Source organism: Polyangium jinanense, from assembly GCF_028435365.1.
On the sequence record NZ_JAGTJJ010000007.1, the window covers coordinates 98,909 to 117,628 of the forward strand.

The window sequence follows — 18,720 nt, forward strand, 5'->3', positions numbered from 1 at the left end:
GACCCGGGACCAGCGCAAGCGCTGGACCTTTTGTCGATGAACTGCGCGATGCGCAGTTCATCGAACAGGCCACGTCAAGACCAGCTACGACCCTGCCAAGCAAGACAGCCGCGCTGGCAACGCCGTCCCTGGTCTTGCCACCGGCCTCTGGAAGAACCGCGCATCGCGCGGTTCTTCCAACCCGAGTCCAGGGCTTGCCCTGGTTCGGGTCCAGGGGCGAAGAGCCCCTGGTCGGGTCCGGGGTGAAACCCCGGCGACACGCCCTCGGAACACTCTCTCAGTTCCGGCCCGTCGCGTCCTGCCAGAGCCGCACGAGCTCGTGCACGACCTCGCCGTCCGCGCGCGGCGGCTCGTTCACGACGGTGTCGAACGTCACGCCATACCGCCGGAAGCGCAGGAAGGCGTTCTTCTCCGAGTCGTGATCACGAATGGATACCGAGGGGCTCGCCGGGCGAAACCCGTGTTCGATCGCCGCCTTCTGCGTCTCCGTGCTGAGGAGGTAATCGATCCACTTCCTCGCGGCGACCTTCCGCGCGTCGGTCAGGTTTCGCTCGAGGTCGAGGAACACGACCGGGTGCTGGTTCATGATCGTCGGCTCTGGGTAGAGGACGCGCAGGCCCGGCATGGCGCTGGCGAACCGGTCGAACCGGTCGAAGACATCAAACGTGAGGTGCTCGTAGGTCACGACGGCGTCATACCGGGACGTGCCCACGTTGAAGATCGTATCGGTGAGCAGATGCGCCGAGTCCGGCGCCGGATCCAGGCCCGCCTCGCATCGGCGCAGCCACGCGCCGAGCGCCTGCTTTTGCTCGGCGAATGCGCGCTCGAAATCGAGAACGCCCTGCTCCGTGGAGCGCTGTCGCTCGCCCGGGGGCAGCACGTAATCGAATGCCATGAGGTAGAGCGCCTCGAGTCCCGACGCCGATCGCGTCGGAGAGGTATGACCGAACTTCATGCGGCCCCAGGATCGCATTTGCGCGATCGTGGGAAAGGGAGCGCGATACACGAGCGCCTCTTCCTCGGGCTTCGGCTCGGCGTCCTTCTTTCGCGCGGGGGCCTTCGTGGGGAGGGGGACGAGCGGGTTGTACCAGTCGATCCATTTCCCCGGCACCATGTCCTCGATGGCCATTCCAGCGAGGGTAGGGTTTGTCGGGACGACGGGACACAGGAGCTCGACCCAGGGCCCGGTCTTCGGGGGCCGGGCCTTCGAGACGGCCTCGACGACTTGCCGCCGGTCGTCCCAGATCAGCACGACGAGGGGGGAGCGAGCGATGGACGTCTGTTCGGAGGTCTGGAAGAGCGGTTTGCCCTGACCCTTCTCCTTCCTCCAGCGCACGTCGAGGTATCGCAGGATGAGTTCGTCGGCGGGCGCCCATAACGTGGGCGCCTGCTCTCCGGCGAGGATCGCGTTGGCCGAATCGATGTCGCCCATGGCCGTGATCTTCACCTGGATGTTCGGGCAGAGCTTCGCGAAGCGATTGGCGGCCTCCTCGATCCACGCCGTCTTGTCGTTGCTGTAGAGCATGCTGATCACCTCCGGGCGCCCGTCCCGCGTCACGGGACCACAGAGGTCGGTCTGCGTGCCGGTGGTGGTCTTCACGTCGACGATGAGAGGCGTCTCGACGTGCTGCATGCGGAGCTGATCACGCACGAACCCGGATCCGAGCGCCCCGAGGATCCCGACGACCACGAGGAGCCCGAGCGTGTCGCGCCACCCAAAGGGCCCCATCGCGCTCGGCGCGAGGCTGGGTTTGTCGCTTCGACTTGCCACTTCGGAAAGTCTACAGCACGATCTCCGTGGCGGGAAGATCCCAGATGTCGTCGTAGATCTTCTTCGCGGTCTCGACGCGGAGATCGCGCGGCCCCTTTTCGTAATGGATGACGCAGAGGTGGAGGTGGGTCACTCCATCTCGTCGCGCCATCTCTCGCAGCGCGTCGACCGCGTCGACCGGGCCCATGTCCTTCGCGGCGAGCCGATCCATGATCGCGTCGAACGTCATCGTGACGGCATTTCGCACGATCCGCGTCTGCCCCGCGAGGTGCGTCCGCGCGAGCTCGACGAGCAACGTCGGCTCCTCGGCGTCTCCCGGCGCCGCGGTCACGATCTGCGCGTGCCCGCCGTCGGCGAGGTGCGCGTCGAGGCCGCGGAAGAGCTTGGCGAGGAAATCGAGCCCGTAAGGCCCGGCGGCGGAGTGATAGAAATACGCCATGCCCGGCGGCGTGGGCTCGAACGGCGGGTTCGACAGGATGTAATCGAACGTCCGCCCCTCCACGGGGCGGAAGATCTGCTCATTTCCGTCGAGGATCGCGAGGTTGTCCGCGACGCCGTTCATCATCGCATTGAAGCCGGCGAAGATCTTGGCGCGTGGATTGATTTCGAGACCGGTCACCCGCTTCGCCCCTGCGCGCAGGGCCCCGATCGAAAGGACGCCCGAGCCGAGGCCGATCTCGAGCACCTCGGCGCCCTGGATCTTGTCGCGCAGGAGCTCGTCCAGGAAGAACTGCTGCTCGGCGAAGAGCGGGAAGACCTGATCGATGGCGCGGTAATCGAGCCGATCCGTGACGACGTGAAGACCGTCGATGACGTTCAGCCGCTTGTCGGCGAGCGCGCTTCGGACAAGGAGATCGATCGCGTGCATGCTCGATGCTTCATCCGCTCGACGTTGCCGGCGCGGGGATGACCCCGCGTTCACGCAAGGCCGTCGCCACCTCGGCGGCGGCCCGCTCTCCGGAGCGAACCGCGCCTTCCATGCTCCCATCGTGTTCGAGCGACGTATCCGAGCCGGCCCAGTGAATCCGGCCCACGGGGTCACGCAACGCCGCGCCGTATTTGCTGAGCACGCCCGGCCTGAGCGGCGAAGCACATCCGCTCGACCACGGTTCGCTCAACCAGTCCATGTCGACGACATTGATCGCCTCTCGTGCCTCGTCGCCGAAGAAGTCGAGCAGCGCGTCGACGACCGCTTCTCTTCGCGCTCGCAGGCTCGCCGGCAGCTCTTCCCCTGCGCCGAACGCCACGAGAATGCCCGGCGCGCCCGACGAGGGCGTGTTGTCGAAGATGAAATCGACGACGCTGCCATCCCCGACCCCGATCCCGTTGAGCCCGTTCGCGCGCCAGAAAGGCTTCTCGTACACGATATGCACCTTGTAGTCCGGGGAGCCGCTCCATTGGCGAATGAGCTCCTTCTTCGGCTTGGGCAAGGACGGCTCGAAGTCGATTCGACGAGCATCCGCGGGCATCATCGCGACCACGACACGATGGCACTCGATGGAGAGGCGCTCCGTCTCGACGCGCAGCGGCCCCGAGGGCTCGTCGACGATCCGGGTCACCGGCGAACCGAGGAGCACACGATCCCCGAGGAGCTCGGCCATCTTCAGGGAGAGCTGCTGCGATCCTCCGACGAACACCTTGGGAATCTCGCGAGAAATGGCCATCAGGTTTTCGAGTCCGCCCTGGGCCTTGACCGCCGCGACGAACCGCAGGAGCGAGATCTCCTCGGGGCCGCATCCGAACGTCCAGTCGATGGCCATCTCGACGTCGCGTCTTCCCCACACGGTCGTCGAATTTTCCGAGAGCCAGTTGAACATCGAGATGGAATCGTACTCCGCCGCGCGTGGCGCATTCCACGGAGCCCCGTCCGGCAGCTCGGCCCCCATTGCTTCGAGCTTGTCCCGTAGGCCTCTCAATTCTCGCATCTCGGCGCGCGAGAAGAGCCGCCCAGCGCCTGCGATGCGGACCCCGTCGAAGAGGAAAATGGGGCTTCCTCTGCCCTCGGACACGTCCACCGCGCTCACGCCGAGCTCCTCTGCGAGCGCGAGGATTCGTGTGTGATTGGGTCTGACCCAGCTTCCGCCCCCGTCGACGAAGACGCCCGGCGCGGCCTCCTGGCTGATGGTCAAGCCTCCGACCCGGTTGCGTGCCTCGAGCACCATGACCGAGCCGGCGCCCGCCTTGAGGAGCTCCCGCGCCGTGACGAGCCCGGACAAACCAGCGCCGATGACCACGACGTCCGCGGTCCGCTTCTCGAGGGGTGCGGACCGGGAGCACCCGCGTTGTCCGCAACCCACGAGCATGCTGCCCGCGGCGAGAGCCGTGCCACGAAGGAGCTCCCTTCGCGTCAACGGCAGAGGCTTCGAAAAATTACGCACGGTATGCCTCATCTCCTCACCCATGCCACGGATCGGCGACGCGTGTCACACGAACGGGTTCGTGCCCACGCCGGTGACACCGAGGACCTTCACGAGCTTTCGCAAGTTCTGGAGCAGGTAGAACGAGAGCACGATGACGACGAGCCACATGCCGGGGGAGAGGTGTGGCATCGAGCTGAAGACGTCCCGCACCGGGAGCTGCGCGAGCGCCTTCGTCCCCACATCGTGCTGCTTCGACAGGTAACGCGCGACGACGAGCACCGTCGCGATGAGGCCGATGTTCAGGGCGGTGGTAAGCAGGGCCTTGCCCACCTCGGCGGCCTTCGAGATCTGCGCCTGGAAGTTCATGGCGCGCTTGCGGATGAGCTCGCCCTGAAAGATGAGGTTTTCGCCGACGCCGGCGGGCAATCGCATCAAGTCGCCGATGGTGTTGGCGAGGGCCTCGCGGCTGTGCTTCGACCGGACGAACTTCGCCCTTCGCTGGTTGAGCCGCTGGAAATGGCGGCGCGTCAGCTTGAAGAAGTTGACCTCGGGGATCAAGAACTTGAGCGACGCGTCGAGCGCCGCGCTGCTCCGCATCAATCGCAGGAGCCCCCAGTTCGGCGGGACCTTGTACGTGCCGAATATCGCGGCGAGCCGAACGTTCGCGCCCGTCAGCGCCCGCTGCTCGTAGGGAATGCCTTTGACGTCGGTGAGCGCCTCCCAGCCCTCGAGCTCGCGCACGACCTCCGAGCGCATCTTCTCGATATCGACGTTGGGCACTCCTGGGACCATGGTCAGGTTCACGTCGAAGAACTTCGAGAAGTCACGCAGGGCCACGTACCGGATCGCGATCCTGTATTTCTCGAGAAACCCCTTGTCGAGGACGCTGACCGAGCCGAAGTCGATGAACGCGATCCGGCTGTTCTTGAGCAACATGATGTTGCCGGGATGAAGATCGCCGTGGGCCAGGTTGTCCTCGAGGGCCTGCATCAGGAAGCTGAGGAACAGGCGCTCGCCGAGCTTCTTGGTCCTGACGTTGTTCTCCTTGCGCCATTGCTTGGCCCTCTTGGGTTCGTCGATGAGCGAGTGGATGTAATCCGACATGAGCACGCCATCGATGAACTCCATGACGAGCACTCGCTTGGAGCAATAACGCGAGTAGACCCGGGGAACATAGATCTTGTCCTGCTTCAAGGTGCGTCGCATGCGGCGCATCGCGGCGGCCTCGATGCGATAGTCGACCTCGTCGGCGAGGGTCCCCTGGAGCTTCTGGAACATCTCGTCCCATCTCCCCCAGGGCATAAAGCGGATAAGCTTGAGGAAGTTTAGATACCCGGCGAAGATGTCGAGGTCGTTGCGGAAAGAGTCGATGATGCCGGGGCGCTGGACCTTGATGGCCACCTTCTTTCCGGTCTCCCGGAGGCGCGCCACGTGGACCTGGCCGATCGATGCCGCGGCGAGCGGGACGACGTCGAACTCGCGGAAGACGTCCTTGATCGAGCAGTTGAGCTCCTGTTCGATGATCTGAACGGCGACGTCCCCAGGGAACCCGACCGCTCGATCGTGAAGCGCGGCGAGTTCGTCACAGAATATCTTGGGGAAGATATCACGGCGCATGGCCATGATCTGCGCGGCCTTGATCCACAAGCCGCCAAGCCGCTCCGCCGATTCCCGGACGAGCTGCGCGAGTCGCAGGGGCGTGTACTTGCCGCCCGGACCCGCGGGCTTCCGGATGCGCGCCATCACGAGGTGCCATACGACACGGAGGCACAGCCAGAAGATGAAGAGGAGCCGGTAGCGCACCGGGCTGGTGGCCTTTCGGGCCCCCACGCGGCTGCGGTGGACGTTGCCCAGCTCGAGTGGTGTCGGAATGAGCTTCTTTTTCAGCATGGGCCTTCGTGATATCGCGCGACGCAAGAGACTCTGTAGAGACCGCCCGCCCGCAAATAGAGCCACGTTATGGGGCGACGGAAACAAGAGGGAGCCGATCAACGCTTCGATCGGCTCCCGGGCAATGAGCCCTCAGCTATCAGCCAAGGCCCCACATCTTGCCGTACTTCGTATTCTTCTTCTCACGGATGACGATGACGACCGGCTGCGCGCCGGCCGGGATCGCCTTGGCGTCCCTCGCCTCCTGCAGGACCTCCTGGATGCGGTCCATCAGCCGGTTCGGCTTGCCGCGGCGCAGCTTCTTGACGAGCTTGCGCTTCTTCTTGCCCATGTCGATGACGATCGGCTCTGCGGCCGATGCGGTGGATCCGGCCGATGCGGCCGGCTTCGTATTCGTCACGGTTTCGGTTGCCATGATGTTCTCCGTTATCCGGTCGATGCGTTGGTCAGAAGAGCGAGCTCAGCTTGAAGCTCTTGCGGCCCTTTTTGCTTGACCGGAAGACGTTCTTCGAAAGGTCCTTCAGCCAGCCGTTCTTCTTCTTGCGGTTCGAGCGATCGTGGCGGGCCAAGTAGTCGTCGAGACCGGACCGATTCGCTTTCGCGGCCCGTCGCGTCACCTTCTCGAGGAACTTGGAGCTCTTCGAGAGCTTCTTCCGCTTCCGCCTGCGGCCCGCCACGAGCTGCAGGGAATTCGAGGCGGCGCCGGGGGTGCCGGCCTGTTGCGGGATGACGATCCGCTTGATGCCTTTGATTCGCCTGATTTCCATGATTTACCTCCGACAGTGACGAGGGACGGCTCAGGTCGAAGCCCCCTCGCGAGCGCGCATCGTAGTGAAGCGCATCTAGAAATGTCCACAGGAAAAGCGGTATCACACACGAGCCCGGGACCTGGCTCTCCCGAGGTCCCTCAACATGCAGGGTCGTCCAGACGAGTGGATCGATCGAACCACCCCGATGTGCGTGCGTCCGATGTGTACCAACATGTTGAATTTTAAGCGAAAATTCGGCTTTAAGGCACCTGCCTCGTCCCGGTCTTCGCCCGATTTCTGTCCATGGCTCACCTGAGCCCATTGGATCATACGATCCATGGCGCCTGGGTTGATTGCGGAGCCCAGACCTCACCCCCGACGTCGATTGCGGGATCCAGTCCTCACCCTCCCCATGGCAGATTCGATGGATCCTGCGCGGGTTCTGGCTCGTTGCGCACCACGCGCCGTCCCGGCGAGATTTTTGCTTGCCACTCGCGCGCCATTGTTCTAAATGTGCCGCTGACCATCGAACCTGTATTCGGAGTCAGGGTGGTCGTGGTAGCAGCGTTTTGGCGGGAGCCCCGAGGGGCAGGGTTAGCATAAATACTTTCGCTTTCGGCGAAGCAGTCTCATCCGTGCGGAGTGATTCTCGCCGCCCGTCGCCGCGGTTGCGCGGTATGGCGAAGCTCCATCCACGTGCTCAATGGGCGTCAGCGGGCGAGCTCGAGCTCCAGGAAACATAGGTAAGGAGACACGATGGACATGGAGGACCTCCGCAGCTGGTTGATGCAACGGGTGGCTGCCAAACGGGGGGCATCGCCCGACTCGATCGACGTGCACGAGCCGTTCAGCCGCCATGGCCTGGACTCGATGGATATGACCCGGATCGTGGCGGACCTCGGGCGCAAGCTCGGGCGTCCTCTCGCTCCAACGCTCGCCTGGGAGTATCCGACGCTCGCGGCCCTTCTCGGTTACCTGGCCGGCGATCGGGGAAAAGAGCCCGTCGCGCCGCGGCTCGCCGCGCGTAGCGGGGTGGCGGCGAAGGAGCCGATGGCGATCGTCGGGATGGCCTGCCGGTTCCCCCGAGCTTCGGATCCCGCCTCGTTCTTCCGGATGCTTTGCTCGGGCGTGGACGCGATCTCCGAAGTGCCCAGGGATCGATGGGACATCGACGCGCTGTACGACAGAGACGTCAGCGCGCCCGGGAAAATGTCGACGAAATGGGCCGGATTTCTGGACCAGGTCGACCAGTTCGATCCCCAGTTCTTCGGTATCTCCCCGCGAGAAGCGATGGAGATGGACCCGCAGCAGAGGCTCGTGCTGGAGCTCGCGTGGGAGGCGCTCGAGAGCGCCGGCATCCCACCGCGCTCGCTCGAAGATAGCCGGACGGGCGTCTTCATGGGCGCGATGTGGCACGACTACGCCGACATCCCGGACGACCGGCGCATCGCCATGACCCAGCATTCGGCGACGGGACAGGACCTCAGCATCATTCCGGCCCGCGTGTCGTATACGCTCGGTCTCCGTGGGCCCAGCATTGCCTTCAATACAGCCTGCTCCTCGTCGCTCGTCGCCGTTCACCATGCACGCCGCAGCCTGGAGCTCGGCGAATGCGATCTCGCGCTCGCGGGCGGCGTGAACCTCTTGCTCTCACCGGAGAGCACGGTGGCGATGTCGAAGTTCGGCGCCATGGCGCCCGACGGGCGATCGAAGGCCTTCGACGCACGGGCGAACGGTTACGTTCGGGGCGAAGGCGGCGGCGTCGTCGTGCTGAAGCCCCTCTCACGCGCCCTCGCCGATGGCGACACCATCCATTGCATCCTGCTCGGCAGCGCGATGAACAATGACGGCGCGAGCAATGGATTGACGGCGCCGAGCCCGAAAGCGCAGGAGCTCGTCCTCCACGACGCGTATGCGGACGCGGGGATCGACGCGCGCGATGTTCACTTCGTCGAGACGCACGGGACGGGCACCATGCTCGGCGATCCCATCGAGGCGGGTGCGATCGGAGCCGTGCTCGGGGCGGGGCGCTCCCCGGACAGGCCGCTCCGGCTCGGTGCGGTGAAGACGAACATCGGTCACCTCGAGGCAGCCGCAGGAATCGCCGGGCTCGTCAAGACGGCGCTCTCGTTGCGAAATGGCGTGGTCCCGCCGAACCTCCATTTTCAATCGCCAAACCCGCACATCGATTTCGAATCTCTTCGCCTCGCGGTGCCGACCACCGTCGAGCCGTGGCCCGAGCACGGGGGTCGCCGGCTGGCCGGCGTGAGTGGCTTCGGGTTCGGCGGAACGAATTGCCATGTCGTCCTCGAAGGCGGCATGACGATTGCGCAGAGGCTCGGCCGCGTTCGTCCCAGGGTCGCGCCGGTGTTCGTCTTTGGCGGACAGGGCTCACAATGGCTGCGAATGGGGATGGACCTCCTCGTCGAGCCTGCGTTTCGAGCCGCAATCGAGCGCTGCGACGTGGCGATGCGTCCTCATCTGGAGGGCTCCCTCCTCGATGTGCTACTCTCGCAAGACGCAGGGTGGCTCGAGGAGACCCCGAAGGTGCAACCGGCCATTTTCGCGGTGCAGGTCGCCCTTGCGTCGCTCGTGCGGTCGCTCGGCGTCGAGCCCTGCGCGGTGGTGGGACAGAGCATGGGCGAGGTCGCCGCCGCGCACGTGGCCGGTTGCCTCGACCTCGACGACGCCGCGCGCGTCATCTGTGTACGGAGCAAGCTCGTCACGCAGGCGTCGGGCAAGGGGGCGATGGCCGTCGTCGAGCTCCCGATGGCTGCCGCGCAGCGGGCGCTCGAGGGCCGCGGCGACAGCGTGTCCATTGCCGTGAGCAGCAGCCCGAGCGCGACCGTGCTTTCGGGGGACGAAGCGGCGCTCGAGGCATTGATCACGGAGCTCGAGCGGGACGGCGTCACTTGCCGGCGAATCAAGGTCGACTACGCATCCCACAGCCGCGAGATGGATTCGCTCCTGCCTTCTCTCGCCGAGGCGCTCGAGGGGTTGTCGCCGCGCTCCGGCGCGATTCCGTTCTACTCCACGGTGACGGGGAACCGCATCGACGGCGCGGCGCTCGACGCGGCTTACTGGTGCAGGAACCTCCGCGAACCCGTGCTCTTCGCGGAGACGACGTCGCTCCTCCTCCGGCAGGGACACGAGACCTTCCTCGACCTCGACCCGCATCCCTTGCTCGTGCGTCCGATCGAGCAATGTTCCGCGGAATTGGGTCTGTCCGGGCTTACCCTGCCGACCATGCGTCGAGACGAGCGGAGCCATGCCGTGCTCTCCGAATCGCTTGCCGCGCTGGGTCCGCGCGAGCCCGAGGAGCTGCGTGACCGCGGAAGGTCCCAGGTCTTGCCGCTGTCGGCGCACACCGCGTCGGCGCTCCGCGATCATGCGAGAAGGATGGGAGAGCATATCCGCAAGACGCCGGACGTCGAGCTCTCGGACATCGCATTCACGTCGAGCGTCCGGCGGAGCCACCTCGCACATCGCCTCGCCATCGTGGGCAATTCGAGGGACGAGATCGCGGAGACGCTCGAGGCCTTCGGGCGCGGGGAGGAACCGACGGCCATCGCGCACGGTACCTCGCCGCTGTCGGCGCCGAAGGTGGCTTTCGTGTTCCCCGGTCAAGGCTCGCAGTGGGTGGGCATGGGCAGGCAGCTCCTCGCGGAGGAGCCGGTGTTTCGCGAGACGATCGAGGCCTGTGACGCCGCGCTCCGGCCCGAGTGCGACCTTTCGGTCGTGGACGAGCTCCGCGCCGAAGAGGCGAGATCGCGGCTCGCCGAGGGCAGCGTGGTGCAACCGGTGCTGTTCGCCGTCGAAGTGGCGCTCGCGGCGCTCTGGAGGTCCTGGGGCGTCGTGCCGGACGCCGTGGTGGGCCATAGCATGGGCGAAGTCGCGGCCGCTTACGTGGCCGGCGCGCTCTCGCTCGAGGATGCTGCGGCGGTCATCGGTCGCCGAAGTCGGCTGATGAGCACCATGAGCGGGAACGGCGCGGTGGCGCTGGTGGAGCTCGCGTTGCCGGACGCGGAGCGGGCGCTCGTCGGATACGAAACGCGCCTCGGCGTGGCCGGGAGCAATGGCCCGCGCTCGACGGTGATCGCCGGTGAGACCGAAGCGCTCGCGGAGGTTCTCGCGAGGCTCGAGGAGAAAGAGGTATTTTTCCGACGCGTGAAAATGGACGTCGCGTCCCATAGCCCGCAGATGGAGCCGCTGCGAGGCGAGCTCGTCGCGGCCCTCGCCGGCCTTTCTCCGAGAAAGGCGAGCATCCCGATGCGCTCGACCGTGACCTGTGCACCGGTTTCGGGCGACGAGCTGGGTGCCGACTACTGGGCCGAGAACATGCGCAAGCCCGTACTCTTCTCCCAGGCCACACGAGAGCTCATTCGGGAGGGGTACACGATCTTCCTGGAAATGAGCCCTCACCCGATTCTGGTTCCCTCGGTGGAGGAGAACCTCCGCGAGAGCGGAACGAAAGGTGTGGCGCTGGCTTCGCTGTACCGGCAAGCCGACGAGCGGCAGAGCCTGCTTCAATCCCTGGGGAGGCTCTTCGTGCATGGCCGCGCCATCGATTGGAGGCGAACCCATCCGGAGGGCGGGCGCGTGGTGGAGCTGCCGACCTATCCGTGGCAACGCGAGCGATTCTGGATCGAGCCCAATCGGGCGCCCGTCACGCACACGCGGAGGCGCACGGAGAGCGGGAAGGGACGCTTCGAGCACCCGCTCCTCGGGTCGCGGCTTCTCGTGTCATCGGCGCAAAACGACGAGCATTGGTGGGAACAGACTCTCGGCGTGGGGGTCACGCCGTATCTCCGTGATCATCGGGTGCAAGCGTCCGTCGTTTTCCCCGGGGCAGGGTACCTGGAGATGGCGCTCGCCGCGGGTCGAGAGAAACTCGGCGCAGCCAAGCTGGTTCTAGAAGACGTGACGTTCGAGCAGATGCTCGTGCTCGGGGACGACGACAGCGAACGAATCGCGCAGGTGGTGTTGACCGACACGGGCGCGGGGCGATGCTCGTTCCGGATCGCGAGCCGCGAGCCGGAGGATTCCCATTTCACGCGCCACGCGCGAGGCGTGATGCGCATCGACGGCGGGAGCCCGGACTCCGCGCGACAGGTGGAGAAGCCGGAGAGCCTCGGGCAGCGGTTCTCGAGCCGTCTTTCTGCCGCCGAGCATTATGCGCAGATGTCCGCGCGACGGCTCGATTATGGTCCGGCTTTCCAGGCGCTCGCCGAGCTGCGGACGGCGGAGGACCAGGCGCTCGGTCGTGTCGAGCTGCCCGACATCGTGGATGATCACGGGTACATTCTGCATCCGTCCTTGCTCGATGCTTGCTTGCAGAGCGCGATGAGCTTCCTCGCGACGACCGCGGATGCCGTGACGTACGTGCCCGTGGGCATTGCGCGGCTCACCGTTCACGCGCGGCCGTCACGAAAGGCATGGGTCGTGGTGACGAAGGTCGCGGGGCATTGCGATCTTTGGATCGTCGACGAGAATGGCCGCGCCCTGGTCGAGATCGAGGGGCTCCGAGCGCAACCCCTCGAAGCGGCCTCGTCGTCGACGAAGGATCCGCTCGAGGGATGCGTACACGAGATCGCCTGGAGGCACGTCGAGCCTCAGCCTCCCGCGCGTTTGCCGGAGGGGGGCGCGTGGCTCCTGCTCATGGATCGAAGCGGCGTGGGCGCCTCGCTCGAAACGGAGCTCAGCGCTGCCGGACGATCCTGCGTGCGTGTCTTCCCGGGCTCTTCGTATGCTCGCATCGAGCCGGATCTCTACACAATCGATCCGGCGAACGCGGACGACTACCGAAGATTGCTTCGAGATGCGTTCGGCGCCGAAAGAGTTTGTCTCGGCGCCGTTCACCTCGCGAGCCTCGACGCCGCGTCGCCGGACGCGACAACGCTGGAGACGCTCTCGGCGGGCCTTGCGCGCGGGAGCGTGAGCGCGTTGTATTTGGCGCAGGCGCTCCTCCGGAATGATTTTCGGTCGCCGCCGCGGCTCTTCCTGGTCACGCGCGGGGCGCAGGCCGTGCGCGCGGGCGAGCCGGTCTCGGTGGGGCAGGCGCCGCTCATCGGGCTCGCGAGGACCCTCGTCCTCGAGCACCCCGAGCTGCCCTGCACGTCGATTGATCTCGCCGCGACAGCGAGCGAACGAGATGGCGAGCTCTTGCGGCGTGAGCTCCTGGCCAAGGGCGGCGGGGATCAAGTCGCGTGGCGGGACGAAGAGCGGTACGTCGCGGAGCTCGTTCGGGGAACGTTCGAGCCTGGCGAGCACGCCTCTCTCGGTGCACGCAAGGTTCCCGCGCAAGACAAACCTTTCCAGCTACGAATTCAATCGCCAGGTGTGCTCGAGCGGCTCTCGCTGCACGAGGCTCGTGCGCTCGTTCCTGGTCCCGGGGAGGTGCTCGTCGAGGTGGAGGCGGCCGGCCTGAATTTCCGGGACGTCCTGCTCGCCATGGGCGTGCTGCCGGACGATGCGGCGGGGGCCGATGGGCAGGGACCGCGGCTCGGCCTCGAATGCGCGGGGCGGGTGGTCGCCGTGGGCGAAGGCGTCACGCAGTGGTCCGTCGGCCAGGAGGTTCTCGGGTTCGGCGTGCGTACATTCAGCTCCCACGTGCTCGCGCGGAGCGAGCATATCGTAGCGAAATCGACGCGGTTTTCGTGGGCGGAGGCGGCGACGCTGCCCGCTGTCTTCGCGACCGCCTATTATGCGCTCGTTCGCATCGGCCGCCTGCGGCGAGGCGAGCGGGTGTTGATCCACGCAGGCGCGGGCGGGGTGGGGCTCGCGGCGATCCAGCTCGCGAAGCATGTCGGCGCGGAGATCTTCGCGACCGCGGGGAGCGAGGAGAAACGTGCTTACCTTCGCTCGATCGGCGTGGATCACGTGTTCGATTCACGCTCGCTCGCTTTCGTCGACGAGATCAAGCAGATCACGCGCGGAGAGGGTGTGGACGTCGTCCTGAACTCCCTCTCGGGGGAGTTCATCCCGGCGAGCCTGTCCTTGCTCCGTGATTACGGGCGATTCGTCGAGATCGGGAAGCGGGACTATTACGAAGACAAACCGCTCGGCCTCCGACCGTTCCTGCGGAGTTTGTCGTTCTCCCTCGTGGACTTGCTCGCGCTCTTGGCGCAGCAGCCGGAGGAGATCGGCGCGCTCCTTCAAGAACTCATGGAGATGTTCGAGGCGCTCGCGCTCGCGCCGCTGCCCGTGCGAACGTTCCCGGCCTCGCGTGCCGCCGAGGCATTCCAGTACATGGCGCAAGCGAAGCACATCGGCAAACTCGCGATTGCGATGAAGGATCCGGAAGCCCGGATCGTTCCGGCGTCCGCGGAGCCCGTTTCGATCCGCGGGGACCGGACGTACTTGATCACCGGTGGGCTCGGGGGGCTCGGGCTCTCTCTGGCGCGCGGGCTCGTCGATCGAGGCGCAAGGCACGTTGCCCTGGTCGGGCGTAGAAACCCAGGTCGAGAGGCGCAGGAGGCGATCGCCGCTATGGAGACGAGCGGCGCGAAGATCCTCGTCGTGTCGGCGGACGTATCACGCCGCGAGGAAGCGGAGCGGGTCTTCGGCCTGCTGGACGCGCAGATGCCGAAGCTCGCAGGGATCGTCCACGCCGCCGCGGTTCTCGACGACCGCACGTTGCTCGAGCAAACCGAGCAGAGCTTCCGGAGCGTCTTCGCGCCGAAGGCGCTTGGGGCTTGGAATCTGCACGCGCTCTCCGAGGGCCAGGACCTCGACTTCTTCATCCTGTACTCGTCGATCGCGGCGCTCCTCGGTTCGCCCGGACAATCCAACTATACGGCGTCCAATGCGATGCTCGATGCGCTCGCGCATGAGCGGCAGCGCCGGGGCCTCTGTGGGATGAGCATTCAGTGGGGCCCGTTCTCCGAGGTTGGCCTCGCGACGGCGGATGACAGCCGCGGCAAGCGGCTCGAATCTCGCGGCATGGCCAGCCTGACGCCCCGGGAGGGGCTGCTCGCGCTCGAGCGCCTGCTCGCTCACCCGCGCGCGAACGTGAGCGTCGTCCGATTCGACGCGCAGCGATGGGTCGAGTTTTACCCGGATGCAGCCCGATCCTCGTACCTCGGCGCGTTGCTCGCGGCGGGGTCTCGCGACGAGAGGGCGAGCTCCGACAGGTCCCGGGATCTGCGCGCGGCGATCGCGGGAGCGAACCACGATGAGGGGCTCGCGTTGCTCGAGGGGTTCTTGGCGCGGGAGATGGGCCACGTGCTCCGCATCGATTCGTCCAAAATCGAGCGGAACGCGTCCTTCCATCACCTCGGGCTCGACTCGTTGATGAAGCTGGAGCTCCGGAATCGCATTCGAACGGGCCTCGATTTCGAGCCCTCGATCGTGGCGCTCAGCCGATACGACGACATCGGCTCGCTCGCGACATACCTGCACCAGCAGGTCTCTCTCGCGCGCCTGCTCGAGGGCGCGCAGGCGAAGGCTTCGAATGCCGACGCGGAAGAAGAGCTCGAGACCATCACGTTCTGAGGCGACATGAGCATCCATCAACTCGTCCACGAGCTCGCGCAACTTGGCATCAAGATCTCCGTCAGCGGGGAACAACTGCAGGTCCAGGCCCCGAAAGGGGCCTTGACCCCCGCGCTGCGCGAGCGAATTGCTCAGAACAAATCGGATCTCCTGGCGCTGCTTCGAGAGGGACCCCTCGAGGCGCGAGGCGAGGAGCAGGCGGGCATCGAGCCCGCACTGGAGGACCGCTTCCTCCCGTTTCCGCTCACCGACATCCAGAAGGCATACTGGCTCGGTCGAACGGGCGCCTTCACCGTACCCACCGGCATTCACCTGTACCGCGAGTACGACTGCACTGATCTCGACGTCGAGCGCCTTCGTCACGCGTTCAGCAAGGTCGTCGAGCGGCATGACATGCTGCGGGCTCACACCCTGCCCGACATGCTCCAGATCGTCGAGCCCGATCTCCATGGTGATATCGAGGTCGAAGACCTGCGCAGGTTCAGCCCTGTCGAGCGCGAGGCGAGGCTCTCGGAGATACGGGCGGCGATGTCCCACCGGATCTACGATACCGATCACGCCCCCCTTCATCACCTCGTCGCCGTGCGCCTCGACGAGCGCGTGACGCGCCTCATCGTCAGCATCGACGCCATCAACGTCGATGGTGGCAGCTTCGCCATCGTCTTCAAGGAGATGGTGTTTTTCTACGAGCACCCCGACGCGTCGCTCCCCCCGATCGAGCTCACCTATCGCGATTACGTGCTCGCGCTGGAGTCGCGCAAGCTCCTCCCCGCGTACCAGCGATCTCTCGAGTTCTGGCAGAAGCGCGCCGCGGACATCGCGCCCGCGCCGGCATTGCCTGTCGCCCGAGATCCGTCGACCCTCGACAAGGTCCGATTCGAGCACATGTCGGCGCACTTCGACACCGATTCATGGTCGCGGCTCCAGCGACGCGCGAGCGCGGCGAAGGTGTCGGTTTCCGTGGTCTGCTTGACGGCATACGCCGAGGTGCTCGGCCGCTTCGGATCGAACGGGCGGCTCACGGTCAACGTGACGCTCTTCAATCGCTTGCCCGTGCACCCGGCGATCGACACCATCATCGGTGATTTCACGTCGATGCTCCTCATCACCGTCGATACGTCGACGCGACAGACCTTCGCGGAGCGCGCGCTCTCGGTGCAGCAAAACCTCTGGGAGGCCATGGAGCATCGCGAGGTGAGCGGCATCGACGTGCAGCGGGAGGTCGCGCGCGCCCGCGGCGAGCATCGAGGCGCTCTCTTCCCCGTGGTGTTCACGAGCCTGCAGAACCAGAAAATCGAAGGACTCCACGCCCTCGACAAGATTGGCAAGATGGTCTACGGGATCACGCAGACCCCGCAGCTCGTCCTGGATCAGCAGCTATGGCAGCTCGACGGGGATGCGAGGGTCATCTGGGACGTCGTCTCGGGCGTTTTTCCGGACGGCTTCGTCCAGGAGATGTTCGATGCATACACGGGCCTCCTGCGCCGCCTCGCCGATGAGGATGCGGCCTGGGACGCCTACGATTTCGATCTCTTGCCGGCAGCGCAGAAGGCGCGCCGCGAGGCGGTGAATGCAACGAGCGCCGGCCCGCCTCCGGAGGATCTGCTCCACGAGCTTTTCGAGCGGCAGGTGGATCAGGCGCCGGACAAACCCGCCCTCGTGACATCGAGCCGGGTGCTGACGTACGCGGAGCTCGACCGCCGCGCCAATCGACTCGCGCGGGAGCTGCGCGCTCGGGGCGTCACGCCCGACCAGCTCGTCCCGATCGTCATGGAGAAAGGTTGGGAGCAGGTCGTCGCGGTCTTCGGCGTGCTCAAGGCGGGGGGGGCGTATGTCCCCCTCGACGTGGCGGGTTCGGAGGAGCGTCTCGCGCGCATGATCGAGGATAGTCAGGCGCGGATCGTCCTGACGCAGCCGAAGTACGCAAACCGCACGTGGGGAAATGGGCTCGAAGTGCTCGTCGTGGACGATCGGGCGCTCGAAGACGAGGACGCGCGGCGGCTCCCCTCCGCGCAGAGCCCGCGCAGCCTGGCGTATGTCCTTTATACGTCGGGGTCCACGGGGCAGCCCAAGGGGGCCATGATCGAGCACCGCTCCGTGACCAACCGAATGAGCGAGGTCAAGGAGCGCTTCGGCCTCGTCCCGGAGGATCGTGCGATCGCATTGACGGCGCTGCATCACGACCTTTCGGTGTTCGACATCTTCTGTGTGCTCGGCATGGTGGGCGGGACGATCGTCCTGCCCGACGCGGACAAGACGCGAGACCCCGGGCATTGGGCCGATCTCGTGCAGGAGCACGGGGTCACGCTGTGGAACTCGGTTCCCGCGTTCATGCAAATGCTCGTCGAGTATGCCGAGGGGAACACGAGCTTGCCCCTCTCCATGCTCGCCTCGCTGCGCTGGGTGATCTTCTCGGGCGATTTCATCCCCGTCGATCTGCCCGACCGGCTTCGCTCGCTGGTCCCCGGCATCACGATCATCGGCTCCGGCGGTCCGACGGAGACCACGGTCTGGGACATCTGTTACCCGATGGGCGATATCGACCCGGCGTGGAAGAGCATTCCATACGGGCGTCCCATGCGCGCCGCCACGTATCATATCCTGGACGAGGGGCTCCGCGAGCGTCCGGACTGGGTGCCGGGCGAAATGTACATCGGCGGCGTGGGGCTCGCGCGCGGCTACTGGCGAGACGAGGCTAAGACGCGCGAGCGCTTCATCGTTCACCCCGTGACGGGAGAGCGCCTCTACAGGTCGGGCGATCTCGGCCGTTGGCTCCCCGATGGCAATATCGAGATCCTCGGGCGTGCGGACTTCCAGGTCAAGATTCGCGGCTATCGCGTCGAGCTCGGCGAGGTCGAGGCCGCCATCGAAGCGCATCCGGACGTGGCGGACGCGGTCGTGCTGGCGCTCGGAGAGAAGGCCGTGGACAAACGTCTCTGCGCGTATGTCGTGCAGCGGGCAGGGGAGCGATCGGAAGGAGCGCTTTCCGAGGTCATGCGAGCCTTCCTTTCGCACCGGTTGCCCGAGTACATGATCCCCGGCGCGTTCGTCGAGCTCGACGCGATGCCGTTGACGTCCAATGGGAAGGTCGATCGCAAGGCGCTCCTCGCGCTGCAACCGGAGGCGCCGAAGCCGCGTACCGGCGAAGGCGCGGCACCGCAAAACGCGCTCGAAGAGAGCCTCGTGAGCATCGCGCAGGAGGTCTTCGGCATTCCCGAGATCCGCGTGGATCAGAACTTTTTCGAGGCGGGGGCGACCTCCCTTCAGATCATCATCCTGGCCAAACGCGTCCGGAAGGTCCTTGGCCGCGAGATCCCGGTCACCCTTCTGTTTCAATCGCCGAACGTCGGGGCGCTCGCCGCGACCCTGGCCGTGCCCGAGGCCCAGGCCGTATCTCAGAACAAGGCCCTCGAGCGCGCCGAGGCGCGCCGCAGGGCCCGCGCGCGCCGCTGAGCAG

Annotated in this window: 8 protein-coding genes; 2 read left to right on the plus strand and 6 right to left on the minus strand. The window is 65.9% G+C overall.

The features are described 5' to 3' along the window. Nucleotides 1–277: 277 nt before the first annotated feature. The 6 genes from KEG57_RS16980 to KEG57_RS17005 all read right to left on the minus strand — a co-directional run bounded on the left by KEG57_RS16980 (nt 278) and on the right by KEG57_RS17005 (nt 6,788). Nucleotides 278–1,771 carry a substrate-binding domain-containing protein gene (locus tag KEG57_RS16980; RefSeq protein WP_272458628.1) on the minus strand — a complete coding sequence of 498 codons (1,494 nt, stop codon included), beginning with the start codon at nt 1,769–1,771 and terminating at the stop codon, nt 278–280. 10 nt (nt 1,772–1,781) lie between these two features. Further along, nucleotides 1,782–2,639, minus strand: a complete 858-nt coding sequence (locus tag KEG57_RS16985) for a 50S ribosomal protein L11 methyltransferase (protein ID WP_272458629.1) — start codon at nt 2,637–2,639, stop codon at nt 1,782–1,784. A gap of 10 nt (nt 2,640–2,649) precedes the next feature. Beyond that, nucleotides 2,650–4,149, minus strand: a complete 1,500-nt coding sequence (locus tag KEG57_RS16990) for a flavin monoamine oxidase family protein (protein ID WP_272458630.1) — start codon at nt 4,147–4,149, stop codon at nt 2,650–2,652. A gap of 45 nt (nt 4,150–4,194) precedes the next feature. Further along, nucleotides 4,195–6,021, minus strand: a complete 1,827-nt coding sequence (locus KEG57_RS16995; protein WP_272420619.1) for an ABC1 kinase family protein — start codon at nt 6,019–6,021, stop codon at nt 4,195–4,197. 139 nt (nt 6,022–6,160) lie between these two features. Continuing rightward, nucleotides 6,161–6,436, minus strand: coding sequence for a DUF6200 domain-containing protein (locus KEG57_RS17000; protein ID WP_272420621.1), 276 nt, complete (start codon nt 6,434–6,436; stop codon nt 6,161–6,163). Nucleotides 6,437–6,467: 31 nt separating this feature from the next. Then, on the minus strand, nt 6,468–6,788 hold the full coding sequence (locus KEG57_RS17005; protein WP_272420622.1) for a DUF6312 domain-containing protein: 321 nt from the start codon (nt 6,786–6,788) through the stop codon (nt 6,468–6,470). A gap of 738 nt (nt 6,789–7,526) precedes the next feature. On the opposite strand from KEG57_RS17005, the gene KEG57_RS17010 reads away from it, so the two are divergent. After that, nucleotides 7,527–15,263: a type I polyketide synthase gene (locus KEG57_RS17010; RefSeq protein ID WP_272420624.1), complete on the plus strand. Its 7,737-nt coding sequence runs from the start codon at nt 7,527–7,529 to the stop codon at nt 15,261–15,263. A 6-nt stretch (nt 15,264–15,269) separates the two neighbouring features. Next, nucleotides 15,270–18,716: a non-ribosomal peptide synthetase gene (locus KEG57_RS17015; RefSeq protein WP_272420626.1), complete on the plus strand. Its 3,447-nt coding sequence runs from the start codon at nt 15,270–15,272 to the stop codon at nt 18,714–18,716. Nucleotides 18,717–18,720: the final 4 nt, after the last annotated feature.

Excerpts from the sequence above, each read along its gene's own strand:
- KEG57_RS17015 (WP_272420626.1), top strand. The coding sequence starts at position 15,270 with ATGAGCATCCATCAACTCGTCCACGAGCTCGCGCAACTTGGCATCAAG.
- KEG57_RS16985 (WP_272458629.1), bottom strand. The coding sequence starts at position 2,639 with ATGCACGCGATCGATCTCCTTGTCCGAAGCGCGCTCGCCGACAAGCGG.
- KEG57_RS17000 (WP_272420621.1), bottom strand. The coding sequence starts at position 6,436 with ATGGCAACCGAAACCGTGACGAATACGAAGCCGGCCGCATCGGCCGGA.
- KEG57_RS16995 (WP_272420619.1), bottom strand. The coding sequence starts at position 6,021 with ATGCTGAAAAAGAAGCTCATTCCGACACCACTCGAGCTGGGCAACGTC.
- KEG57_RS17005 (WP_272420622.1), bottom strand. The coding sequence starts at position 6,788 with ATGGAAATCAGGCGAATCAAAGGCATCAAGCGGATCGTCATCCCGCAA.
- KEG57_RS17010 (WP_272420624.1), top strand. The coding sequence starts at position 7,527 with ATGGACATGGAGGACCTCCGCAGCTGGTTGATGCAACGGGTGGCTGCC.